The organism is Parashewanella hymeniacidonis (assembly GCF_016900895.1).
Lineage (GTDB): Bacteria > Pseudomonadota > Gammaproteobacteria > Enterobacterales > Shewanellaceae > Parashewanella > Parashewanella hymeniacidonis.
In genome coordinates this window covers 34,336-58,284 of sequence record NZ_JAFEUN010000013.1, presented here as the reverse complement: position 1 = coordinate 58,284, position 23,949 = coordinate 34,336, and the positions used below count along the sequence as shown (strand labels likewise).

At 41.6% G+C, this 23,949-nt stretch carries 21 protein-coding genes; 18 read left to right on the top strand and 3 right to left on the bottom strand.

Translation table 11 applies throughout. The features are described 5' to 3' along the window. Positions 1-330: 330 nt before the first annotated feature. The 10 genes from JQC92_RS04655 (at position 331) to JQC92_RS04610 (ending at position 10,386) form a co-directional block, all read left to right on the top strand. Positions 331-2,106: an assimilatory sulfite reductase (NADPH) flavoprotein subunit gene (locus JQC92_RS04655; RefSeq protein ID WP_204998557.1), complete on the top strand. Its 1,776-nt coding sequence runs from the start codon at positions 331-333 to the stop codon at positions 2,104-2,106. Next, entirely contained in the window at positions 2,106-3,797 is a 1,692-nt protein-coding gene (cysI, locus tag JQC92_RS04650) for an assimilatory sulfite reductase (NADPH) hemoprotein subunit (protein ID WP_204998554.1), read from the top strand. Before JQC92_RS04655 ends, cysI begins: the two co-directional genes overlap by 1 nt. Beyond that, positions 3,790-4,527 carry a phosphoadenylyl-sulfate reductase gene (locus tag JQC92_RS04645; RefSeq protein WP_204998553.1) on the top strand — a complete coding sequence of 246 codons (738 nt, stop codon included), beginning with the start codon at positions 3,790-3,792 and terminating at the stop codon, positions 4,525-4,527. Before cysI ends, JQC92_RS04645 begins: the two co-directional genes overlap by 8 nt. A 142-nt stretch (positions 4,528-4,669) precedes the next feature. Further along, the gene (locus JQC92_RS04640; protein ID WP_204998552.1) at positions 4,670-4,876 is read left to right on the top strand and encodes a hypothetical protein; all 207 of its coding nucleotides are present in this window, start codon (positions 4,670-4,672) and stop codon (positions 4,874-4,876) included. Between the two features lie 155 nt (positions 4,877-5,031). Continuing rightward, positions 5,032-5,220: a hypothetical protein gene (locus JQC92_RS04635; protein WP_204998558.1), complete on the top strand. Its 189-nt coding sequence runs from the start codon at positions 5,032-5,034 to the stop codon at positions 5,218-5,220. Between the two features lie 26 nt (positions 5,221-5,246). Next, positions 5,247-5,813: a YajG family lipoprotein gene (locus JQC92_RS04630; RefSeq protein WP_204998551.1), complete on the top strand. Its 567-nt coding sequence runs from the start codon at positions 5,247-5,249 to the stop codon at positions 5,811-5,813. A gap of 21 nt (positions 5,814-5,834) precedes the next feature. Beyond that, positions 5,835-6,422, top strand: a complete 588-nt coding sequence (locus JQC92_RS04625; protein ID WP_204998550.1) for a peptidylprolyl isomerase — start codon at positions 5,835-5,837, stop codon at positions 6,420-6,422. A gap of 100 nt (positions 6,423-6,522) precedes the next feature. Continuing rightward, positions 6,523-6,876, top strand: coding sequence for a hypothetical protein (locus JQC92_RS04620; protein WP_129945207.1), 354 nt, complete (start codon positions 6,523-6,525; stop codon positions 6,874-6,876). A gap of 188 nt (positions 6,877-7,064) precedes the next feature. Next, the gene (locus JQC92_RS04615) at positions 7,065-8,426 is read left to right on the top strand and encodes an AmpG family muropeptide MFS transporter (RefSeq protein WP_204998549.1); all 1,362 of its coding nucleotides are present in this window, start codon (positions 7,065-7,067) and stop codon (positions 8,424-8,426) included. A gap of 247 nt (positions 8,427-8,673) precedes the next feature. Beyond that, complete coding sequence (locus JQC92_RS04610; RefSeq protein WP_204998548.1) at positions 8,674-10,386, top strand: hypothetical protein; 1,713 nt, start codon at positions 8,674-8,676, stop codon at positions 10,384-10,386. Positions 10,387-10,440: 54 nt separating this feature from the next. On the opposite strand, the gene JQC92_RS04605 is transcribed toward JQC92_RS04610, so the two are convergent. Continuing rightward, the gene (locus tag JQC92_RS04605) at positions 10,441-11,316 is read right to left on the bottom strand and encodes a phospholipase A (protein ID WP_204998547.1); all 876 of its coding nucleotides are present in this window, start codon (positions 11,314-11,316) and stop codon (positions 10,441-10,443) included. Between the two features lie 211 nt (positions 11,317-11,527). Here JQC92_RS04605 and cobA point away from each other — a divergent pair, with 211 nt between their 5' ends. From cobA to JQC92_RS04575, 6 genes are read left to right on the top strand one after another with little or no spacing between them, the layout of a single operon-like run. After that, the gene (cobA, locus tag JQC92_RS04600; RefSeq protein WP_204998546.1) at positions 11,528-12,391 is read left to right on the top strand and encodes a uroporphyrinogen-III C-methyltransferase; all 864 of its coding nucleotides are present in this window, start codon (positions 11,528-11,530) and stop codon (positions 12,389-12,391) included. Continuing rightward, on the top strand, positions 12,388-13,290 hold the full coding sequence (gene cysD / locus JQC92_RS04595; RefSeq protein ID WP_204998545.1) for a sulfate adenylyltransferase subunit CysD: 903 nt from the start codon (positions 12,388-12,390) through the stop codon (positions 13,288-13,290). The genes cobA and cysD overlap by 4 nt, the downstream gene beginning before the upstream one ends. Beyond that, positions 13,290-14,690 carry a sulfate adenylyltransferase subunit CysN gene (cysN, locus tag JQC92_RS04590; protein ID WP_204998544.1) on the top strand — a complete coding sequence of 467 codons (1,401 nt, stop codon included), beginning with the start codon at positions 13,290-13,292 and terminating at the stop codon, positions 14,688-14,690. The genes cysD and cysN overlap by 1 nt, the downstream gene beginning before the upstream one ends. After that, the gene (locus JQC92_RS04585) at positions 14,687-16,411 is read left to right on the top strand and encodes an SLC13 family permease (protein ID WP_204998543.1); all 1,725 of its coding nucleotides are present in this window, start codon (positions 14,687-14,689) and stop codon (positions 16,409-16,411) included. The genes cysN and JQC92_RS04585 overlap by 4 nt, the downstream gene beginning before the upstream one ends. 28 nt (positions 16,412-16,439) lie before the next feature. Then, positions 16,440-17,039: an adenylyl-sulfate kinase gene (gene cysC, locus JQC92_RS04580; RefSeq protein ID WP_204998542.1), complete on the top strand. Its 600-nt coding sequence runs from the start codon at positions 16,440-16,442 to the stop codon at positions 17,037-17,039. 41 nt (positions 17,040-17,080) lie between these two features. Beyond that, positions 17,081-18,097, top strand: a complete 1,017-nt coding sequence (locus tag JQC92_RS04575) for a porin (RefSeq protein WP_204998541.1) — start codon at positions 17,081-17,083, stop codon at positions 18,095-18,097. Here the strand turns inward: JQC92_RS04575 and JQC92_RS04570 are convergent. Together JQC92_RS04570 and JQC92_RS04565 are read right to left on the bottom strand one after the other, a co-directional pair. Next, a complete protein-coding gene (locus tag JQC92_RS04570) occupies positions 18,092-20,104 on the bottom strand; it encodes a hypothetical protein (RefSeq protein ID WP_204998540.1) in 2,013 nt (670 codons plus the stop codon). The genes JQC92_RS04575 and JQC92_RS04570 overlap by 6 nt on opposite strands. Positions 20,105-20,205: 101 nt before the next feature. Further along, the gene (locus tag JQC92_RS04565) at positions 20,206-21,033 is read right to left on the bottom strand and encodes a TIGR03899 family protein (RefSeq protein WP_338049491.1); all 828 of its coding nucleotides are present in this window, start codon (positions 21,031-21,033) and stop codon (positions 20,206-20,208) included. A 310-nt stretch (positions 21,034-21,343) separates the two neighbouring features. On the opposite strand from JQC92_RS04565, the gene JQC92_RS04560 reads away from it, so the two are divergent. Together JQC92_RS04560 and JQC92_RS04555 are read left to right on the top strand one after the other, a co-directional pair. Beyond that, on the top strand, positions 21,344-23,101 hold the full coding sequence (locus JQC92_RS04560; RefSeq protein ID WP_204998539.1) for an alkaline phosphatase D family protein: 1,758 nt from the start codon (positions 21,344-21,346) through the stop codon (positions 23,099-23,101). A gap of 265 nt (positions 23,102-23,366) precedes the next feature. After that, a complete protein-coding gene (locus tag JQC92_RS04555) occupies positions 23,367-23,933 on the top strand; it encodes a phosphoribosyltransferase family protein (protein WP_204998538.1) in 567 nt (188 codons plus the stop codon). The last annotated feature ends 16 nt before the right edge of the window (positions 23,934-23,949 follow it).

The window sequence follows — 23,949 nt, the reverse complement described above, 5'->3', positions numbered from 1 at the left end:
ATAGTGAGCTATTGTTAGCACTGGCAACGAAGAGTAACAAGCTGTGCAACTCGCACTGCGTGGACTTCTCAGCGCCAATTCTTCTTTGTTACATTAGCTCGAAAGAATCCCGATATTCCTTCGTTAATGCGCCTCATAGAATTGGCGCTGAAAAAGTCCTGAAACATGCATCTTCAAGTATCATGGGTATACATTGATCGTATGACCTGTTCGGGTTAGTTAATTTATATTCCAAAAAGTAATTAAAAATCATTTTTTATTCTTATTTAAGTATAAGAAGCTGAGCTAAGCTTGCACATATTTTAAGACTTCCTGCTAGGGATGGTAAATATTGTGCTTGATTCTGTTTTAACTTCTGCATCGCCATTAACGGCTAAGCAACTTGAGTCATTGACAGGTTTAACGACCGATCTCACTCCAATACAAAAAGCGTGGCTCAGCGGCTATTTTGCAGGGCAACTGAAATCTGATCTTTCGTTACCTGCCAATGAAAGCGTTGAGCCAGCAGCCGTGATCAAATTGCTTTATGGTAGTCAGACGGGTAATGGTCGCAGTATCGCAGAAAAAACAGCGGCGACGTATCAAGCGCAAGGGCTGAATGTTGAGTTAGTTTCAATGGCTGATTACTCACCTCGCCAGCTTAAAAATGAAAGTCATATTGTTATTATTGTCAGTACACATGGTGAGGGTGAAGCGCCTGATGATGCAGTAGCACTCTATCAATTTTTGCACTCAAAACGAGCACCTAAACTACCAGAACTTAAGTTTTCAGTTCTGGCTCTGGGCGATTCAAGTTATGAATTTTTCTGTCAAACGGGCAAAGATTTCAGTAAACGTTTGCTTGAGCTTGGCGCACAAGAATTCGTGCCACTCGCTGAATGTGATGTTGACTACGAAGAGACAGCAGCATCTTGGTCACAAACTCTGGCGATTGAATTAGAAAAAACCGTAACCAAGACGGCGCAAGTTTTGCCGTTAAATACCAGTGCAACTACAATACAGGCAAGCGGTTTTACTAAAGAAAATCCATTCTCGGCGGAGATCATTGTCAGTCAAAAGCTTACCGGCCGTGACTCTGATAGAGATGTGCGCCATGTAGAAATAGATCTTGCTGGCTCAGGCATGACTTATCAAGTGGGCGATGCTTTAGGCGTGTGGTTCAAAAATCAACAATCATTAGTAAATGAAATTATTATCGCTCTTGGATTTTCGCATGATGAAGCTGTAGGTGATAACACTCTGCAACACATACTAACGGAAGAGAAAGAACTTACCCAGCTTACGCCAAGTGTGGTGTCCGCTTGGGCTGAGTATGCCCAGAACGAAAAGCTGAATAAGTTAATTAAGAATAAAGAACAACTAAGAGATTACATTACTCATCATCAAGTGATCGAGCTGATCAGTCAATATCCAGCAAGCGTGACCGCTGAGCAATTTGTGAATGTACTGCGTCCGTTAACACCAAGATTGTACTCCATTGCCTCAAGCCAAGATGAAGTGGATGAAGAAGTACACCTTACTGTTGCTAAAGTAGTAGATGAACGCCAAGGCACACTGCGTCTAGGTGCAGCTTCTCGTTTCTTATCGGAAAGCGAAGAAGGCCAAACGGTGAAAGTGTACGTTGAACCAAACTCACACTTTCGTTTACCAGATGATCCTGCAACCGCAATCATCATGGTCGGACCTGGAACTGGTGTTGCGCCATTTCGTGCATTTCTACAACAACGTTCGACTGAGACAATAACTGGAGACAGTTGGTTATTCTTTGGTAATCCTAATTTTGAACAAGATTTCTTATATCAAACTGAGTGGCAGCAATTTCTTAAAAAAGGAGTATTAAGTCGTTTAGATGTAGCTTTCTCTCGTGATCAAGCTAAAAAAGTTTATGTTCAACATCGATTGCTCGAACGTGGCGAAGCGGTGTGGCAATGGCTGCAAACTGGCGCACATCTCTATATTTGTGGTGATGCAAAACGTATGGCGAAAGATGTGCATCAAGCCTTATTAGCAATCGCACAGCAACATGGCGGGTTAGATACAGAGCAAGCCGAAGCGTTTTATAACGAATTACGAATCAACAAACGTTACCAGAAGGATGTGTACTAATGAGTAAGTTAGCTGCCAATGAATATATTAAAACCGACAGTAATTACTTACGTGGCACGATTAAGGAAGGGCTTGGCTCTCAGGTAACTGGCGCATTTGCAGATGACGATCAGCAACTGATTAAGTTCCATGGTTTTTATCAGCAAGACGATCGCGATTTACGCCAAGAGCGACAGCAACAAAAGCTTGAACCTCTGTATAGCTTTATGCTTCGCGCTAGGATCCCTGGTGGGATTTGTACGCCAGAACAATGGTTAGCAGTTGATAAAATTGCGTCGGAGTTAACGACTTCAAACAGCATTCGTTTAACCACGCGGCAGACGTTTCAATATCATGGGATCCCAAAGCGTAATCTCAGAACGCTCATTCAAGGGCTTGATCAACAAGCGTTGGACTCCATTGCCGCTTGTGGTGACGTTAACCGTAACGTGATGTGTAATCCGAATCCGGTGCAATCCGAATTGCATCAACAAGCTTATGCTGTAGCAAAAGCGTTGTCGGATCATCTACTGCCACATACGAAAGCGTATGCTGAGATCTGGCTGGGTGATGAAAAACTGGTGAGCGCCGAAGAAGAAACGGTTGAGCCGGTATATGGCAATACTTACTTACCGCGTAAATTTAAAATGGCGGTGGCGGTACCGCCAGAAAATGATGTGGATGCTTACACCAATGATCTTGCTTTTATCGCCGTTGCAGAGCAAGGTAAGTTGGTTGGTTTTAATCTTGTCGCTGGTGGGGGTATGGGATCCACACATGGTGATGTGAATACTTTTCCACAATTGGCGAAAGAGTTCGGTTTTGTAAAAACTCAGGATGTACTTAAATTTGCTGAAGCGGTGATGACGGTGCAGCGAGATTGGGGCAATCGCGTTGATCGAAAACGTGCGCGGTTTAAATACACGCTTGTTGATAAAGGCTATGAAGCGATAAAGGCAGAAGTCGAAGCACGTGCGGGTATCATATTTGAACGAAAGCGAGATGTTGAATTAAAAGATCGGGGCGATCGTTATGGTTGGACTCAAGGTTTTGATGGTAAATGGCATTTAACTTTATTTATTGAGTGTGGGCGCATTAAAGACACTCAAGGCAAGCTATTACAAACAGGATTACGAGAAATCGCTAAGATCCATAATGGCGATTTTCGAATGACAGCGAATCAAAACATGATTGTCGCTGGCGTTGACGAAGCAGAGAAAGCACAAATTGAAGGTCTTGCCCGCAAGCATGGCTTGATGGGGGAAGTGCTAACTGAAAGTCGAGGTCGTTCGATTGCGTGTGTTGCTCTGCCAACTTGCCCACTGGCCATGGCCGAAGCAGAGCGTTACTTTCCTGAGTTCATGGACAAAATAGATGCTCTACAGACAAAGCATAATATTGCAGAGCGCCCAATTGTTGTGAGAATGACGGGATGTCCAAACGGTTGTGCGCGTCCGTTTGCGGCAGAGATAGGTCTTGTAGGTAGAGCGCCAGGTCGATATAACCTATATTTAGGTGCTGACTTTGAAGGTAAGCGCTTAAACAAACTCTATAAAGATAATGTGGATGAGAGTACGATCTTTTCAGAGCTCGATGGCCTGTTCGAGCAATATTCTGAGCAACGTCATGCAGGCGAAGGCTTTGGAGATTTTGTGGTACGCAGTGGCGTCGTAAAAGCGGTGATTGAAGCCGCAAGGGACTTTCATGGATAAGGCTCAGATTCAAGGATTACTTAACGCTTCAAAAAGAGAACAACAGCAGGGGCTGGTCGAATTAAATGACAAGCTTGCTGTTATGTCCGCTGAAGATCGTACCGCTTGGGCATTAGATCATTTGCCTGAGCAAGCGATCGTATCTTCAAGTTTTGGGATTCAATCGGCGGTTATGCTTCATCTATTACGTCAGGCTCGCCCAGATATTCCAGTTGTGCTCACTGATACTGGGTATTTATTTCCGGAAACTTATCAGTTTATTGATGAACTTACTGAGAAGTTATCACTGAATTTGAAAGTGTATCGCTCACAAACTTCCTCAGCTTGGCAAGAAGCCCGCTATGGCAAATTGTGGGAACAAGGTTTGGATGCGCTTGAGCGTTATAATCGCATCAATAAAGTTGAGCCAATGCAGCGTGCTTTAAAAGAATTAAACGCAGGGACTTGGTTTGCGGGTTTGAGAAGGCAGCAAGCAAAAAGTCGGAATCAATTGGACGTGTTAGCCATTCATGGTGATCGATTCAAAGTGCTTCCGATCATAGACTGGAGCAATAAAGACATCCATCAGTATCTGGTGGATAATGAGCTGCCTTATCATCCGCTTTGGTACGAAAATTATGTATCTGTTGGCGATACGCATTCAAGTAAGCCTTTAGAATTAGGAATGCTGGAAGAGGAGACTCGGTTTAACGGTATTAAACGAGAGTGTGGTTTGCATTATGAAATTTGAGGATGCTTTACTCTCATAGTTTATCCCCAATAAATCTAACCAGGCAGTAGCAAAAGTAGTGGAGCATAGTTTATTTTATGGAAAAGTGGACAGGATGTTTCGTCGAGCTTCATGAATCTCAATAAATGTGCAGGAGAAGGTGATGAAAACAGCAGCTTTGCTACTTCTAGTTGGTTTATGTTCTATTTCAAGCGTTTCGGCCATTGAAAGCAGTCATAGTGTTCTTAGAACTCAGCAATTTAAATCGATACAGCTACTTAAGTTACAGCCGACAAGTCAGATGTACGATTGGCCTGCTGGCTGTAAAGTATGGAATGAGTGCATTCCAAAGTGGCAAGTAAATCGTTAACGATGATAAAACAAAAAAGAAACAATGAAGACGTAACTCGTTATTTAAGGGGGCAAGCAATTAATTCAATTTGAATTAGTGCATTTACTTTCCAATCGCAGATTAATTTTGATACTCTCAGTTTCCATAGTACAAATCTACTACAACAAAATACTATGGAAGCTTCGATGTTAGATAAAAAACAACCCAAATACCCGCCAATGGCGCTGATCAAAACATGGGTATGGATGATGGTGGAATCTAACGTTCCTGAGATTAATGAAAAAGGACGTAACAATTTAATCAAATCTTTTGGTAGTCTTTCCAACGCTAATGACTATATTTCAAAGGTGTTGAATAAATAATCACACTTGTAATATCGAGGGTTGCAATGAAAAATTGGTTGATCATTCTTTCAGTATTATCATTATCAGCATGTAGTTCAGCCCCGAAACCGATTGTACTTTCACCTAAAGTACCCGTTACAAACCATCAGATTATTGCCAAATTACCCATCAATATTCAGGTTGTCGATCAAAGAAAAGCCAATTACCTTGTTGAAATTAATGGCGCTTCAGGTGCAGAAAGAAAGTTGCTTTTTCCTGCAACCCCTCCAAGACAACAATTGCAAAAAACCTTGGTTGCCGGCTTTAACAAAGCCAATGTAAGTGTCAACCTACAAGCAGGCACTCAGCTTACGTTTAATCTTGAGAAACTTTTAGTTAAAGTGAAACAATCGAGTTTCGATTATGATGCGACGACCTCTATAGTACTTAAGGTTAAAGGGAATAGCAGTAATCAAACATTCAGCAAAGATTACAGGGTTTCAGGCACGATGAATGGTGCCTTCAAATTAGATAATTCAGCGATTGAGCAAGAACTGAATAACTTGATCGATAAGTTGACTACTGACATTATTAACGACAAGCAATTACAAAGCTTCATCAGCCAAAAATAGAGATAGATTAAGGACAACACTATGTTACGTGCTTTGCTCGTCGGCATTCTTTTGAGCGTCAGTCAATTTGCGCTTGCGTTAGATATCCAAAAAAACACCTTGTATCCAAAAGTTGAACTTGATACTTCAATGGGAAAGATTGTGGTTGAATTAGATCGAACACGTGCACCCATCACGGTCGATAACTTTTTAACTTATGTAGTTAAAGGTGAGTACGACAATACGACTTTTCATCGAATCATTCCTGAATTTGTAGTCCAAGGTGGTGGACTCGATCCTGATCTAAAAGAAAAGAAAGAAATGGATCCGATCGTTAATGAGTCTGGCAACGGTTTATCTAACAGTTTAGGTACAATTGCGATGGCTCGAGAGAACTCGCCACATACTGCAACCAGACAGTTTTATTTTAATGTTGCCGATAATGAACGTTTAGATCCATCCCCTAGACGTTGGGGTTATGCGGTGTTTGGTGAAGTGACAGAAGGGCTAGAGATCTTACAGAAAATGGCTCTAGTAAAAACAGAATTCAATAAAACACTCGACTGGCCTGATGTTCCTGTTGAGGCCATTATTTTGAAAAAAGCGACGTTATTACCAAGAATGGAATAATTCCGATCAAAATAAACAGTTTTTTATTAAAAAAACAATCGCGATCGCGATCTAGTGTTTATACTGGATAAGCTACAAAAACATAATATTGAGGCGAACGATGAAAAAGCAAAATTTCATCGATGAAAAAGCGCCCCAGCTTGCTCACTACGGCAAGGCATTTCTTTGTCAGCAGATTGATTACAATGAAGTAAAAATGTATTTATGGGACACATTGGAAGAGTGGCAGCAGTTTAACTTTCAGGGTGAAACACAATCGGAATCAGACATCGAGACCGTTTTTTGGCATCTACTTTACAGTTTTGAAAAGTGGCCAGCCTGGGCAATCCGGGGTAACAAAGTTTTGCGAAAACAAATCAAAGAATGTTGTGAATTTTTGAGTGGAAATGGCGCAGTTCCCAAAGGCGTAATTGGGGTTAGTCCAGAAACAGCAGAGCTTCATCGAGTAGGATAGAAAACAGAAAGCCCGCACTCATCAGTGTGGGCTTTTTTTTATCTGTATTCGCTTTCCCCGACTTGTATCAGTTCAAAAATAAATGACAGCAAAACGGCGAGGTTATTATGAGACAATTTCTAAAGCTGTTGATTTAGCCATACTCCCCTCGTAAGCTTGAAACAGTTATTTTTTTATTGGTTTTTTTAATGGCACTTTTGTCTCGTCTGTCTGACATGTTTTCTGTTTATGCTCAAAAGCGCGTGGTGAGTATTTTATTTCTTGGCTTTTCTTCTGGCTTACCCCTGATGTTGGTGTTCTCGACATTATCATTCTGGCTACGTGAAGCGGGTGTAGATCGAACCGCAATTGGTTATTTTAGCTGGATCGCATTGGTCTATGGCTTTAAGTGGATGTGGTCTCCACTGGTCGACAGGTTGCGCATTCCGATCATTGGTAAACGATTTGGTCAGCGGCGAAGTTGGATTCTTATCGCACAATTTGCATTGTTTTTTGCCATATTAGGCATGTCGTTTAGTGATCCAGTTGAAAACATCAAGCACTTAGCCATTTGTGCCTTTATTGTCGCTTTTGCTTCAACCACTCAAGACATTGTGATTGATGCTTTCCGGATTGAATCAGCACCTGAAAAAATGCAAGCCGCACTTTCGGCGGCTTATTTAGTTGGATATCGGAGCGCAATGATCATTGCCACGGCAGGGGCGTTAACGATCGCAGCTTGGATAGAACCAGGTAACGATGCCTATAACCTTCACGCATGGCAGGTATCTTATCAAATCATGGCTGGGTTAATGATTGTGGGTGTCATTGCGACATTGTTGAGTAAAGAACCGCAAGTCAATGAGACGGAAATCACTGAAAATCAAATTCAATTGCAGCAAAAGTACCGCCAACAGTTTCCAAAAACAATGGCGGACTTCATGGCTTGGTTTCATCAGGCGTGTGTTACCCCGTTTGTGGCGTTCTTCAAACGCTATGGTAAGCATGCCATTCTAATTTTAGTCCTCATTTCCTGTTATCGTATTTCTGATATTGTGATGGGAATCATGGCGAATGTCTTCTATGTAGACATGGGGTTCTCCAAGGAAGAAATTGCCGCAATCAGCAAGGTTTTTGGCATTATTATGACCTTAGTTGGTGCTGCTGCTGGTGGTTTACTTACGGCACGTTACGGCATTATGAAAATCCTGTTTCTTGGAGCTTTACTGGTGATCTTTACCAATGCGTTATTCGCCGTACAAGCGGTAGTGGGTCATAACGTACCATTATTAACGGCCATTATTTCTGTTGATAACTTCAGTCAGGGGATTGCGATATCAGCGTTTATTGCATACCTTTCGAGTTTGACCAGCTCTGGATACAGTGCAACTCAATATGCGTTATTGTCCTCTGTAATGCAGTTATTCCCTAAATTTATTGCTGGCTTTTCTGGTACATATGTTGACAGTTTTGGGTATGTAAACTTCTTCATTGCTTCTAGTGTGATTGGAATACCGGTTTTGTTTTTGATTTATTTCGCATCTAAAGTGCAAAAAGCTCAAGATAGCTAAATTAATATGAAATGGCATTCTCAGAGCTTTCACAGAAGCTCCTTACAGGCTGGTTTCAAAGAAATTTATGCTACGTTAAATTGTCTCAAGGTAGAGTGACTATGTATTCCCCAATTTACCTTGCCTAAATTTCTTTTAATTCTAGCTGAGTGCGTCATTTTATATTGATTTAGCTATAAGCCTTGCGTTAACAGAATGTTTCACTCACTATAGCCGTGATTTTCCGCATAAATAAATGGAGCTTATAATGAAAAAAGCGGCTATCGCCCTTGCTGTTGTTGCGGCAGGTGCGGCAGGGTATTGGTACACTCAAAACTCATCATCGACGGCCTCAGATTCTGTCTATTTAGAATACATTCCGGCTGATACCTTAATGTTTTCAGGCAGTTTAGAAGACTTCCCTTTAAAAGATTACATTAATCATACTGCTGCCAGCATGATGCCAATGGATACATCCGCTTTCGATAATCTCGGTGAAAAAGAGTCCACTCATACTAAATTTTTACTGTCTCTCCTAAAGCAGTTTCAGCAGGCAGTTACCAAGCCAGAGACCTTCACACAGTCATACGGATTACCAGATTCAGGTAAGTCATTTATGTATACCATAGGTGCGATGCCAGTGATTAAAGTGGAATTAGCCTCACCCGATGCTTTTTGGAAGCACCTTGATAGTGCAGAAAAAGACAGTGGCTTTAACCATCAAATCAAAGAATTAGATGGCGTGATTTATCGTGCTTACCAACTTATGGATAAAGATGTAAACGGTAAGCCAATGGATCTGATTTTTACTGAAAAAGATGGTGTTCTAACAATAACACTAACTGGCTTTACTCAGGACAATAGCGCTTTAAAGCAGGCATTCAGTCTCGTTAAACCAAAGCACTCTCTTGCTAAATCTGGACAGTTAGAGCAGATAATTGATAAATACGACTTTGATCCAAGAAGTGTATTTTACATCAATCAAAAAGCGTTAGTGAAAGGCATTACCACAACAGACGGTAACGAATTTGCTCAGCAATTAACTTCAATGTTTGCGTTAGCGGGCGAGAATCCATTATCTGAATTCCAAACGCCTGAGTGTGCTCAAGAGCTTCAGGGCATTGCGGATAACTGGCCACGTACTGTAGCGGGTTTAACGGCATTAGATATTCTGCCAGATCATGCAAAAATGGATGTTTCGGTTATTGCTGAATCGAACAATAAAACGATGATAGACGGCCTTAAAAAGCTGCGCGGTTTTATTCCTAACTTTGTTGCGAATGACAAAGACAGCGTTATGGCAATGGGATTAGCGCTTAATACCAGCGATGTTGTTAGTGGATTAACGGATGTTTGGTCAGACTTGCAGACGCCAGCCTACCAGTGTGAACCGTTAGCACAAATGCAGCAGAAATTGTCCCAGCAAAGCCCTGCGATGCTTGGAATGGCAACGGGAATGGCTGCAGGCTTAAAAGGCATTGCTGCTTCCATAATTGATCTCGAATTTGATGGGACTCAAGGTCCTTCAATCAGTCAACTCGATGCACTCGTGAGTGTATCAGCAGACAAGCCAGAGCAACTGTTTAACAAGCTTAAAACGTTTGTGCCTATGCTGGCGAATGTTGAATTAAAGCCAAATGGTGAGGCTGTTGATTTATCGACATTACTTCCAATTCCACCGCAATTGAACATCAAGCCGATGCTAGCACTAAAAGGTCAACACTTGGTGCTTTATACCGATGTTAAAGGTGAAAAGTTAGCGGATAATTTAAGTAATGAAGCTGTTACTGAAAATGGCATTATTTCGATGGCAATAGATCAGGGGAAACTGATGAAGCACCTGATTAAAGCGTCTGAATTGTCAGGTCAACCTATGCCAAAAGAGCTGAATATGATGAAAGGCAATAATCAATTCAAGTTTAGCTTTGACGTGCAAGATGATGGAATTGTCATTAAAGAGTCTATTGTTTACAAAAAGTAAACTTTTGAATCTTTGAGACTAAAAACGGGCTATAAGCCCGTTTTTTATAGTTAACTAGAAAATGTCGTTAATCGATACACCCACACCAAGGCGATTGGTATTGACATTGTAGTCAATCAAACTTTCACCGTAGCCATTGAAATACTGAACGTATAAACGCATGTGACCAACAAGAGGGTAACTGTAGGTGAATTCGGCAGAACCTTTGTTATCGCTACGTAAGTTGTTCCTAAGCTTTAATGTGAAGCGGTGTTTATCAATAGCGTAGGCGCCATAAAGCTCAAAATTTCCCATGTATTTGTTGATGTCTGGATTGTCATCCCCTTTAGCATCCTCAGGTGTTTTTTTAGGATCTTCAGGTAAACGCCACCAAACTTTCGCTGAAAAAACGAAGGGACCATGATCAAACACCGCAAGGCCGTAAATGCGATTCCAGCTGCGTGACAACGTACCGCTACGGCCATTAGACTGGTGTGCAATACCTAAACCGAGAAATTTACTTTCAAAGCGGCCAACTTGCCAATCATTATTAAACAGCAGTAATGCTTCAGGTTCATGGTTTGTTTCTCTGAAAGGAGAAGAATGTTCCTGATTGTAGACTTGCCAATACGACTGGTTGGTGTAAGCAAAGTACAAGTGGCCGTTATCACCAAACATGTTATACCAGACGGGAAACTTTAGACTGACTTGAAACTTAGCCTCTAAATTATCAAAAGGATAATAGTCATCTCGATTGATAAACGGAGCTTCGTTTGGTGAGCTGTTGTAGGTCACTGGCAGAATATAGTTCACCTTATGCGAGCTCAATGCAAACGGGTTATCTAATACTTCAAGTTCTTGGGATACCCGTTGCTCCAGCAACGAATCTTCAGCGTGAGCTGATAATGATAAAGCCAAAAAAGTGCTAACAATCAAAGTCCATTTTTTCATAGTAAATAATGAGTAAACATTAGAATTTGAGCATTACTATACGTTTTTACAATTAAGCTGCCAATTTAGTTACTTTTATTTTTGTAATAGAAATTGTTATAAAAACAACCTTCTTATATCAAAAGGTAATAAGTTTTCTGTTTTATATATTTAAAAAGATATAAAAGCTCCGCTATATTTCCATAAAGTTTAATCTATTGGAATCTGAAAAATGGAACTGGTGCCGCTGACCGATAACGGCGCAAAAGGCAAAGTTTATATTGTTGGTGCCGGCCCTGGCGATCCCGATCTACTTACCCTTAAAGCGTGGCGACTCATTAAACAAGCCGATGTAGTCCTTTATGATGCACTGGTAAGCGACGAGATCATGCAGCTCGTGAACTGCAATTGTGAAGTGATTGCGGTAGGTAAACGTTCTGGCAAACACAGTGCAGCTCAAGAAGATATCAATCAGTTGTTGATCACCAAAGCGTTTCATCACAAAAACGTGGTACGCCTGAAAGGTGGAGACCCATACATTTTTGGCCGAGGCGGTGAAGAGGTCAGTACTTTAGTCGCTGCTGAAATTGACTTCGAAGTCGTGCCTGCCGTTACTGCAGCTGCCGGCGCCTCAGCTTATGCCGGGATCCCACTGACTCATCGTGAACTTGCACAAAGCGTAACGTTTATCACTGGTCATTGCAAAGCTGGGGCCGGTGAAAAAGTAAAATGGCAAGAATACGCCCAATCTAACCACACACTCGCAATTTATATGGGTAAATCACAGGCGCCAAACATTGAAGCTGGACTCATTGAGGGGGGACGTTTGCCCCAAACTCCCGTAGCTCTGGTTTATTCCGCTACGACCACAAAACAAAAGGTGGTTATTGGCACGTTAGAAAAACTCAGTGAATTGATTACAGAAACCGATACCGCAGATCCTGCGATGATGATAATTGGTGAAGTGGCCAGTTTACATCAAGATTTGAATTGGTTTTTACCACAACAGCAACGTCAGTCGCCACACAACATACAAAACACTTCACAAAAGATGGCAGCGGCATTTAATGGCGATAAATTGGAGCAAATACTATGACCCAAACCATGACTCACCTGCAGCAATTAGAAGCAGAGAGTATTTATATCCTACGAGAGGTTGCTGCAGAGTTTAATAACCCTGTGATGTTGTATTCAATTGGTAAAGATTCATCGGTGATGTTGCACTTAGCACGTAAAGCCTTTTATCCAGGCAAGATACCGTTTCCATTATTGCACGTTGATACCAAATGGAAATTCAAAGAAATGATTGAATTTCGAGATCGTCAAGCCGAAAAGCATGGCTTCAAGTTATTGACTCACACCAATCCTGATGGCGTTGCGCAGGGTATTAATCCATTCGATCATGGCAGCGCAAAACATACTGACGTAATGAAAACTCAAGCGCTTAAACAAGCGCTGGATCAATATGGTTTTGATGCAGCATTTGGTGGCGCACGCCGAGATGAAGAAAAGTCGCGTGCTAAAGAGCGAGTTTATTCTTTCAGAGACGAACATCATCGCTGGGATCCAAAAAATCAGCGCCCAGAGCTTTGGAATAACTTTAATAGTGCCATTAATAAAGGTGAAAGCATTCGTGTTTTCCCATTATCAAATTGGACTGAGCTAGATATATGGCAGTACATCAAACAAGAAAACATTGAGATTGTTCCACTGTACTACGCCGCAAAACGCCCCGTTGTTGATCGTGATGGCATGATGATCATGGTCGATGACGATCGCTTGCCATATGAATCCGATGAAGTTCGATATGAACAAGTGAGGTTTAGAACCCTTGGGTGTTATCCCTTAACAGCTGCAATGCATTCTGATGCGGATGATCTCGATAAGATCATCACTGAAATGTTACTTACACGTTCAAGTGAGCGACAAGGGCGTTTGATTGATAGCGATCAAGCGGGATCGATGGAAATGAAAAAACGTCAGGGGTACTTCTAATGGTCGCTGAAAGAGTCGAAGACTTAGATATTGAAACATATGTGGCTCATCAACAACAAAAACAATTACTGCGCTTTTTAACCTGCGGGAGTGTTGATGACGGTAAGAGTACGTTGATTGGTCGATTATTGCATGACAGCGCTCAGATCTACGATGATCAATTAGCTACCCTGAAACAAGAAAGTGCCAAGATAGGTAATGCTGGCGAAGCTTTAGATTTAGCTTTGTTAGTCGATGGTTTGCAAGCTGAGCGTGAGCAAGGCATCACCATTGATGTGGCTTATCGTTATTTCAGCAGTCAGAAACGCAAATTCATCATTGCTGATACGCCTGGGCATGAACAATACACACGTAATATGGCAACGGGAGCATCCACTTGTGATGTGGCTGTGATTTTGATCGATGCTCGTTATGGTGTACAAACCCAGACTAAGCGTCATGCTTATATTGCAAGCTTATTGGGCATTAAACATCTGGTGATTGCCATTAATAAAATGGATTTAGTGGATTACCAGCAAAGTGTTTTTGATGCGATAAGAACTGACTTTGAACAGTTTGCAAAGCAACTGAGAGCTGCTGACATTCGATATATTCCTCTGTCAGCATTAACTGGCGACAACGTTGTTGCAACATCAAAGCATATGCCATGGTATACATCTGAGCCATTACTCACAGCGCTTGAAGACATTGACATTGATAGCGAACATCATGAATTTCGTTTTCCTGTGCAATATGTGCAACGTCCTGATCTTAACTTTAGAGGTTTCTCTGGTACGGTTGCGAGTGGCAGTATCTCGGTGGGCGATGAGATAACGGTGTTGCCGTCGGATAAGTCATCAGTGATCGCTAGCATTGTCACCTTTGACGGTGACAAATCAATGGCGACCAAAGGCGAAGCCATAACATTGGTTTTAGAGGATGAAATTGATATTTCGCGTGGAGATGTCATTGTTAAAAGCCAAGACATTTCGCCAACGTCAGCTCAGCAAATAACCGCTGAGTTAGTGTGGATGCAAGAAACACCATTGAAGCTTAATCAGCTTTATGATGTGAAGGTTGCTGGCAAACTGACTCAAGTAAAAATGACCAGTATCGAGTACATCACAGATGTAAACACACTGGACAAGCGTGTTGAAAGTACCGTTAGTTTAAATACGATCGCTAAAGTGAAAATGGCATTCACAGAGCCGATGTTTGTTGAAACATATAGAGATAACCACACTACTGGAGCGATGATCATTATCGATCGCTTAACCAATGCGACTGCAGCGGCGGTAATGGTGACAGAAGTTAAGTCGCAGAAGAAACTCGAACAGGTTTATTCAGAGTCGGAAATCGAACTGAACGCTTGGGTGAGAAAGACTTACCCTCATTGGCAGGCATTGGACATCAGTAAATGACCGATGCAGTGTGGTTAAGTCTCATCTTAATTGGGTTACTTGGCGGACTATTTTCAGGTAAAGCGTCGCCAGCAATGTGTTTTGCTGGTGCTGTTATCGCTTGTTATTTACTTGGGCTGGTGGATATTTCGCATGCCCTAACCAGTTTCACTAATAGTGGTTTGATCACGCTAGTGTTGCTTATTTTGACTGCCAGTGTATTAGAGAAAACACACTTACTTGCTAAGTTGAGTCAATTGATTGCGAAAGGGTCGTTTACATCGACCTTAGCTAAGTTGGGTTTTTCGACAGCCTTGTTGTCGTCATTCACCAATAACACCGCTGTGGTCGCATCTCTAATCGGGCCTATTCAGAGAAATCAATCCCACGCTGCCTCCAAACTGTTATTACCCTTGAATTACGCCACGATTTTAGGGGGGACGCTGACCTTAATTGGCACCTCCACCAATTTAATTGTCAATTCGTTTGTTGAGCATGCTGGATTAGAACCACTGCACTTTTTTGAGTTTACCCAAGTGGGTTTGGTGCTCGTTGTGGCAGGCATGGCGTTACTTATTGTGATATCGCATTGGTTACCTGAACGTGACGATAATCAAGCCGAAACAGAATTACCTTTTTTGTTAGAAGCTAAAGTGATAACGGGCTCGAAACTGATCGGAAAGAGTGTGCATGATAATCAGTTGCGCGCACTCAAAAAATTGTATTTGGCCGAGTTAGAGCGCAATGGTGTTGCGATGTCTCCCGTGCCACCGAATATGGTGTTGGTCGCGGGCGATAAACTGAGGTTCAGTGGTGCTGTGGATTCTGTAGAATTACTGCAACAGTTTGATGGCTTGGAATGGTTTGGTAAACACCAAGCGGATGGTCAAAACTTGGTAGAACTGGTGATTGCACCGAGTAGCCACTTGGTTGGACACTCTTTGAAGCAAGCCGAATTTCGAGAAACGTTTTCTGCTGCTGTATTGGGGATTCGCCGTGGTAATCAAGTGCTCAAAGGTGGCCTTGGTGATGTGAAATTACAGTCAGGCGATTTACTGCTGGTGACGCCGGGTAGCGAGTTTGAACAACTGCAACCGAGGCATGAATTTGCATCGATCAATGCTCTGGACTTATCTGTGCAATTAACGCCAAAGCGCAGCCATTGGGTGATGGCGAGTTTTGCTGTCGCACTGGGAGCCAGTTTACTTGGCTTGGTGTCACTGGCAAAAAGTCTAGTGATATTGTTACTGATGTATTTGTTGACTCGAGTATTGGATCTCGATCACATTCGTAGACGTTTTCCGACTTCGTTGCTGATCATCGTCGGCAGTGCATTGTGTTTGGCTGATCTGATGATGAGTACCGGACTTGCGACTGAGCTGTCAAATGGCTTGATGTCTCTATTCTCGGGGTACGGAACACTGGGTGCCTTTATTGGTGTATATCTCATGACGGTTCTATTAACCGAACTTATCACTAATAATGCTGCTGCCGCATTGGCCTTTCCCATTGCTTTGGCCATATCTGAAACACTTAGTGTTGATGCCAAACCTTTTATTGTTGCCGTCGTATTCGGTGCCAGTGCCAGTTTCATCTCACCTTACGGTTATCAGACCAATTTAATGGTGTTCAATGCGGGAAACTATCGCTTTATCGACTTCGTCAAATTGGGGTTACCTTTGTCACTGCTGTATTCAACACTGGTGATCACACTTGTCCCGATGTGGTTTCCATTTAACTGATCTTAATTAAACAACAAGAGGAGCTTTTATGTCTGAAATATCATGGCATTCACATAAAATAGATAAAGTTCAGCGTCAAGAGCTGCTAAAACAACAACCGAGACTGTTATGGTTTACCGGTTTATCTGGTTCAGGTAAATCTACTTTAGCTGGCGCACTGGAATCGATTTTACATCAAAAGGGCTTCGCCACTTATTTGCTTGATGGTGACAATGTTCGTCATGGATTATGTAACGATCTTGGTTTTTCTGAACGTGATCGTAATGAAAACATGCGTAGAGTGACCGAAGTGAGCAAGTTAATACTTGATGCCGGCGTGATTGTTCTTGGGGCATTTGTGTCACCTTCACGGCAGCAGCGGGAATGGATTCGAAGCCAGTTTTCTGAAAATGAATTTATTGAGATTCATGTGGCAACGCCTCTAGATGTTTGCGAACAACGAGATCCGAAAGGTTTGTATAAAAAAGCTCGAGCTGGAGAAATTAAAGATTTCACAGGCATTGATGCTGAATATGAAGAGCCAATAGCGGCTGAGCTCACTATTAACACCAGTAAAGGTGACTTAGGTCAGCAAGTGCATGCCATTCTAGAATATTTACTGGCATTGGATGCAGCTTCAGCAGCTTAAGGTAATTTGACTATAATCTAAGCGTTATTCATGGAGGAACAATGCTTAGAAACTTTATCTGGTTAATGGTTACTGGGCTATCATTTTCAGGGTTTGCAAAGGATAGGATTCCAAGAGAGCCCTCAAACGATATGTCTATGTTACCTGAGTTACCAACTCAGATTATGGATGACCCAGATGCGTTGACTTACTACTTATCTCTTCGCCCCCGTTTTGGGACACTAGATTGGAGTGACCAAGCTTGGAAGTGGGATGACAGCTCTTCACGAACTGGCGTGAAGCTCAAGTACACTGTCATTGAAGACGTGCGATTAGTGGCTCATGGTGATGCACGTCCAACAGTGAAAAGTGATTATGAGTTTGGCAGTCGCAGAAAAGCGTATGTTGGTTTAGCAGGACATTGGGGGCAACTAACCTACGGTAGACAAAATGCGGCGCAATATAACTTAATCGCTGAACCTGTTGATATATTTAATCGCCTAGCATCTCCATTAGCTTATGACATCATCAGCCCCGCAAGAGTAAATAGCATGGTGAGTTATCAATTACAGAGTGGGGATTGGAACTGGCAAATCGATAAACGGACTCATAATCAGCCATGGCATACTCGTAATCATTATCTTGGTTTCGGAGGACGCTATCATTGGCAAAACATGTATTTTGCTGCGGCGTATTACCAAGAAGATTTTGAACTCGATACACAACAAGTAATTGGTCTATCATTGTCTCAACAAGTCACCGAAAAACTTTACTGGGCGACGTCTTTTCAGCACACTCGATTTAACCAGAACGCTGGCTTTACTGCAGATGTCGCCATGTCCTATCAATTAACTTCAGAGCACAAACTGAAGTTTGGTGTTTCTCAATTTGAGCCCGATTCAGATAGACATCGAAAACAGCAACTCGTAAATACCACCTTTGAATGGTTCCAAACGGATAAATTAAAGTGGTTTGTTGAGTGGCAATTGATAAGGCAAAAATCAGCAACAGCACATCAAGTATTTATGGGGTTCAGATTTGATTTTGAGATTAAGCATTATCGACGCAATACGTTATAACTCACAGAAGTCTTGAATTTCACCTTCATCATGTTCGGCGTCTTTAGGCGCTTCTTCCATCTCTTCTGGTTGAGGTATATGCGCAAGAATTTGCATTATGGTGGTAGTTTCGTCAGACGTTTCATCAGGACTTTCTTTTAACAAGCAATTGAGCAAGTGCATGGCTGTAAAGGTGACGAATCGAGTGCAATCGACTGAATTAGTTAACGGTTGCAATTGAGTACAGATATAGGTGATTTTAGGAACCTTGTTGAACAGCGAAGCAAACTTATTTTTTGAATCGATTACAAAAATACGTTCTTTTATGAATACACATAAAATGGCGTGATGAGATTCGATTAAGGCGAGTGTCTTAGCATGTACTCCAACAGGAATAAACATCATTCTTAAGTTAGCTTGTTGTGTAAATGATGAATGATGTGCGAGCAAACTTGAGGCTAATTCTGAACTTTCAAGAGAAAGCTCACGATGAATATCAATATTGTGCTTTTCGAGTTGGTGAGCACTTGAAAAATTTTGTAGTGCTACATAACAATCATAAACTCTACCTTGACCAATATTTTTTCTCCCTGAATTGAGGAGCTGTTTGTCAAGGTGACGCTTAATGGTTCCCGTGAAAGCTTGAAACTTTTTTCTGGTTTGTGAGATCGGCACGGTATCGAATGTGGGAGAAACATATGAGCGCTGATAAGACTCTATTTGTGAGGCACTTACAAAATCACTTCCCTTTGTTATTTCAAATTGAGGATTCATTTTTAGTGGTTGAAGGTGGTGGATCTTGTTCGCTTTAAAATACTCAATGATCTTAGTTTCAGGACTGTGCAATTTAGGTTGCAGAGGCTCAACAATGTCTATGTCGCCTAGACAGGCTGATGTTGGTATAAGCGTGAAGTCATCCATTTGGACCAAAGAGACATATGAAGCTTTAAGCTCGTTGGTGCGATCAAAAGAGTGAGGCTGTGCTATGGAGGCTGTCTCGTCGTGTTCAGTTAGAGCGAAGGAGGGCGCTGATTCTGGGAGTGTACCGAAACATTCGACCCCCGTTTCAGGTGTCGAGTCATGAGTTATCACCAGACAGTCGTCCAAGAAGGCATCAGACTGATCACTCGGTAATTGAAGCCAGGTGATATGTTCGTTTTCTTGAGTGGACTGAGCAAGCAGCAGTCCTGTTAATTCAAAGTCGTCGTTTGACAAGTTTCCGCTAACTTGAGGGGGAGCTGTTATAACAACGAACTCTTCCAAATCATCTTTCACAGATTCTGGTACTGATTCAGAGGTGGACTGTGAACGTATGTTTCTGGCATTAGCCTTGTTATCTAAAAACGTTTTTACGGCATCTCTATCATTTAGGTCAATACCTTCTGCTAGTAGCTGAGAAATGAATTCGACCTTGAGCTCCTCTGCTTTCTGTAACTGTATTCGGATCTCAGAGAGCGTTGGATTCGATGAAGATTTATGAGCGACAAAATAATCTTGTTGTGTGCGAAATTGAGCCCACTTTTGATCGTCAATTGCCTCAGCTGGTAAATCATTTAAACTTCTAGAACGTGCTAACTTTCTAGAAGGAAAAGAGCCTAAATCAAATTTGGTGCTAAGTACTGCTAGGCTTTTTGTTCTTTCAATCTTCCCTCTAGTTTTAGTTGTTTGCGAATCTATAAACTTAAGCAATGGTTCAAAAGCACTGCTTGCGAGTAAATACCAATTACATTTCCGCATGAAATCAGATTCAACTGATTGTAATAAAGTACTATTTTCAATGGAAGTTTGGTTGTAAAGTTCGAGTTGAGCAAATGTACGGGTTAGATTATTTGGCCCATGAAGTGTATGCCAAACAACAGTATATTCAACAGGAAAAATCTCACTGTTCCTATGTATATATAGCATGAGCGTAGGAAGGTGTGCTTTCTGTTGTTTTTGATGCTTGATGTACTGAGAAACAGATTGTAATTGACCTGTATCAGTAAAGCCTGTCGCTAAATGATTACACTGAATTAAAGTTGTGGCCATAAACCTTTAAACCCTTTGAGTTAATGAGCTTAAAAAACCAAATTTACCATGCCTAATACAGTATGCTAATAAGATTAAAGATGTTTAATCTTATCGTGGACTCATTGGATTACAAAATCGTCATTCAATGTGCTTCTGATCACTTCAAAAACATTGGATTCTAATTTTGGAGACACCAGCTGTGCAAGCTCATTTCCTATGTTGGTAAATCGATAATAGCCAACGACGATATGTGGAATTTTTGGTATTAATGACAACTGTTTGTGAGGATAAGTGACTTTTATCTCTTCACCTTTGGTTAATCGACCCGTTTCAAATTCTTCTGGATGTAAAATGCCAGCATGTATCATCGTTAGAATGCTGGAGTAAGGGAGTCCACATTTTGATAAATCGATTAAGCGAATTGGGTTATTTCTGAAATAAGTCGTCCAGCCGCCTGTGACTCTATAGCGACTTAGCAGTTTCAAGCGAGTTTCATTATTAAACGTAGAGCCAAGCCCTAACGCTCTTTCGAGAATCAGTGCTTCACGTTGTGTCAGTTTCTTTAAGGTGTCTAAAGTCTCAATGGTGAAGTTACCCGGTTTTACGATTTCTCTTGCCAGAATTCTAGCCCAGAGATCTTGCATTTTAGGGTTATGGATTTTTTCTGCCATTTCAAAAAAGTGATACAACCAATCTGGATCTAAGTCGATGCCTGTAACGTCAGAAGGGGTGTGATCTAGAGCCAATTGATAAATGGATTCTAAATTCTTTTGATAGTTCGCAATGAGTTTACGTTGTCGGTGTTCACCACGTGCTGCAACTGAGGCATTAGCTGGCTTATAATCACCATCTGCAACTAAGCCTAATTGGCCACCTAAATTCAATGCTTTACGTCGAGCAGAAACGTCGTTGCTGTTAGCAGAAGATGTTGTGATTTTTTTTTCCACTCGAATTATTCCTTATGTTTCCAAATACTCTTCTGACTTATGGCGCTATTAAATAGTGATTATCTAATCGTTTACCTTTAAACAATACGACCTTTTACAAGAAAAGCTAAATCTTTGAATGATACAACGACACTTTCTCTTGCGATTATAGCTATTAATTTCTGAAATGGTGAAAGGGCTAGGAAAAAAGTATCACAAAATGGTTACATATAATAAACATTTGTGTAACCTAACTGGGTTATGAGACATCAGACCTCTTTAGCGAATATACATTGTGTTGGCTCAGGGAAAAGAATAACAAGGAATAATAATGACAACAAAATATAACCGTCGTGATTTTTTAGCATTTTCTGCAAAAGGTGTTGGGGCCGCAGTTCTATCGTATGGGTTGATGGGGTGTAGCAGTGATGATAAAAAGGACCGTATTTCTGGACAGTTTCTTCATGGTGTTGCCAGTGGTGATCCTGCAAGTAATGCCGTCATTCTATGGACTCGAGTTTCACCCAATGAACAAGGTGAAGTCAGTGTAAGCTGGCAAGTGGCTACGGACAGTGATTTTAGTGATGTTATTCGTGACGGCAGCATGACAACCACTGTTGAGCGTGACTATACGGTAAAAATTGATGCTGTAGGTTTACGACCAGGGCAAACGTATTATTACCGCTTTATGTCGGGTGATAACACGTCGACTGTGGGAGTAACTAAAACGTTACCTGAGGGTGAGATCGCTCAAGTTAAGTTTGCCGTTTTATCTTGTGCTAACTATCCAGTGGGTTATTTCAATGTGTATGAGCTTGCGACCAAGCAATCAGAGATAGATGCCGTTATTCATCTCGGTGATTACATTTATGAGTATGGTAATGACAGTTCAGCTAATGGCACAAGTAAAGTTGAAGGCCGTGAAGTCATGCCGGATCGAGAAATCGTCAGTTTAGACGATTATCGTCAACGCTACGCACAATATCGCTCGGACAATAGCCTGCAAAAGCTGCATCAACAAAGCCCATTCATCATGGTATGGGATGATCACGAAGTCACCAATGATTCCTATAAAGATGGTGCAGAGAATCATCAAGAAGAAGAGGGTGATTTTGCTGCACGTAAGCAAGCAGCGCTACAGGCGTATTTTGAATGGTTACCAATCCGCCCTTGGCGCGAAGGTCGTCATGAAGAGATCTACCGCAGCTTCTCATATGGTGATTTGTTGGATCTGCACATGCTTGATACACGCCTATTAGGCCGTGATAAGCAACTCGCTTTTGAAAATTATATCGATCCCAATACGGGTGGTTTCGACGGCGACAGCTTCATGGCTGATGTGACCGATACCAATCGCACTATGCTTGGCTTAACTCAGTTATTGTGGTTGCAAGGTGAAATGTTGCAATCAACGGCTAAATGGCAAGTTTTGGGTCAGCAAGTGCTTATGGGGAAAGTGTTTTTACCTGCGGCTATTGCAACGCAGCAAATCAGCATTTCGCAATTTGCTCAATTAGCACAGCTTGCACAAATAGCGGCAAGAGCACAAGCGGGTGATCCGACATTGACGGCTGGTGAGTTGCAAGCTCTCGCAGCGGGTCAGCATCTATTAACTCCTGAAGTGTTAGCCATGTTGCAACTGCCATCGATTCCATACAATTTGGATGCTTGGGATGGATACGCCTATGAGCGGGAAGTGATTTTTGGAACGGCTAAATCTCGCCAGCAGAACTTTGTTGTATTGGCTGGGGATACTCATAATGCATGGGCAAATGAGCTTCGTGATGTTAATGGCGATGTGGTTGGAGTTGAGTTTGCAACGGCTTCGGTTTCTTCTCCAGGGTTAGAGTATTACTTGCAAATACCGCAACCAGAATTACCTGCAACTGAAGCGGCCGTTTCACAATTGGTTGAAGATTTAAAATACGCCAATATGGGTGATCGTGGATTTATGACAGTAACATTTACGCCTGAAAAAGTAGAAAGCAACTGGTATTACGTCGATACTGTTTTGTCAAAAGAGTTCAAAGAAGATGAAACTAAGCGTCAAACTAAAACGATGATGGCTGGTGTACCAGAGTTGGTATAACCCATTTTTTGTACTCATGAACTTCTATATAGCCGCTACTTACTTGTTGTTAATTAGCGGCTTTTTTGATCATCCGCAATGATAGCCAAATTAATTCAACCATGTAGGCCATTTTAAAGTAAAATATCCCGCCAAGTTTGAGATATAAAACTTGGTTATACTGTTATCTAATTCGTATGACATTTTATTTGTTTATGTGATTAGGTTTGGTATTACTTTTCTCAAACCCATTGATATCAAAACAAAAAAAATTGGGGACCTACCTGTGATAGAAAAACATTATATTAGTGCTCAGCAGTTACTCGAAGATTCATTTCGTTTAGCGGCGCAAGTATATGAAAGTGGTTTTAGACCGGACTATATCGTCGGAATTTGGCGTGGTGGGGCACCCATTGGTATTGCTGTTCAAGAATACTTTGATTATAAGCAAATAGAAACAGACCACATTGCCGTACGTACCTCATCTTATTACGGTATTGGCACCGATAAGCAAAGTAAAGAAATTCGAGTCCACGGTTTGCACTACATCATCGAACATGCCAATGCCGATGAAAGTATTTTAGTTGTTGATGATGTCTTTGATTCAGGACGAAGCGTAGAAGCGTTACTTGAAAAACTAAAGCAACAAATGCGTTTAAACTTACCTAAAGATATTCGTATTGCGACCCCTTACTACAAACCAAAAAATAGAAAAGTAGAACTAACGCCTGACTATTTCATCCATGAGTCTGATGAGTGGCTAGTATTTCCACATGAAGTTTCAGGGCTTACACCAGAAGAAATTGCGGCTGGAAAAAAAGATTTAGCAGCAATTAAGCATATATTTGAATAAATTTGAGTCGTCATGC

Coding starts and splice junctions, on each gene's coding strand:
- cysI (WP_204998554.1), top strand. CDS start 2,106: ATGAGTAAGTTAGCTGCCAATGAATATATTAAAACCGACAGTAATTAC.
- JQC92_RS04645 (WP_204998553.1), top strand. CDS start 3,790: ATGGATAAGGCTCAGATTCAAGGATTACTTAACGCTTCAAAAAGAGAA.
- JQC92_RS04640 (WP_204998552.1), top strand. CDS start 4,670: ATGAAAACAGCAGCTTTGCTACTTCTAGTTGGTTTATGTTCTATTTCA.
- JQC92_RS04635 (WP_204998558.1), top strand. CDS start 5,032: ATGGAAGCTTCGATGTTAGATAAAAAACAACCCAAATACCCGCCAATG.
- JQC92_RS04630 (WP_204998551.1), top strand. CDS start 5,247: ATGAAAAATTGGTTGATCATTCTTTCAGTATTATCATTATCAGCATGT.
- JQC92_RS04625 (WP_204998550.1), top strand. CDS start 5,835: ATGTTACGTGCTTTGCTCGTCGGCATTCTTTTGAGCGTCAGTCAATTT.
- JQC92_RS04620 (WP_129945207.1), top strand. CDS start 6,523: ATGAAAAAGCAAAATTTCATCGATGAAAAAGCGCCCCAGCTTGCTCAC.
- JQC92_RS04615 (WP_204998549.1), top strand. CDS start 7,065: ATGGCACTTTTGTCTCGTCTGTCTGACATGTTTTCTGTTTATGCTCAA.
- JQC92_RS04610 (WP_204998548.1), top strand. CDS start 8,674: ATGAAAAAAGCGGCTATCGCCCTTGCTGTTGTTGCGGCAGGTGCGGCA.
- JQC92_RS04605 (WP_204998547.1), bottom strand. CDS start 11,316: ATGAAAAAATGGACTTTGATTGTTAGCACTTTTTTGGCTTTATCATTA.
- cobA (WP_204998546.1), top strand. CDS start 11,528: ATGGAACTGGTGCCGCTGACCGATAACGGCGCAAAAGGCAAAGTTTAT.
- cysD (WP_204998545.1), top strand. CDS start 12,388: ATGACCCAAACCATGACTCACCTGCAGCAATTAGAAGCAGAGAGTATT.
- cysN (WP_204998544.1), top strand. CDS start 13,290: ATGGTCGCTGAAAGAGTCGAAGACTTAGATATTGAAACATATGTGGCT.
- JQC92_RS04585 (WP_204998543.1), top strand. CDS start 14,687: ATGACCGATGCAGTGTGGTTAAGTCTCATCTTAATTGGGTTACTTGGC.
- cysC (WP_204998542.1), top strand. CDS start 16,440: ATGTCTGAAATATCATGGCATTCACATAAAATAGATAAAGTTCAGCGT.
- JQC92_RS04575 (WP_204998541.1), top strand. CDS start 17,081: ATGCTTAGAAACTTTATCTGGTTAATGGTTACTGGGCTATCATTTTCA.
- JQC92_RS04570 (WP_204998540.1), bottom strand. CDS start 20,104: ATGGCCACAACTTTAATTCAGTGTAATCATTTAGCGACAGGCTTTACT.
- JQC92_RS04560 (WP_204998539.1), top strand. CDS start 21,344: ATGACAACAAAATATAACCGTCGTGATTTTTTAGCATTTTCTGCAAAA.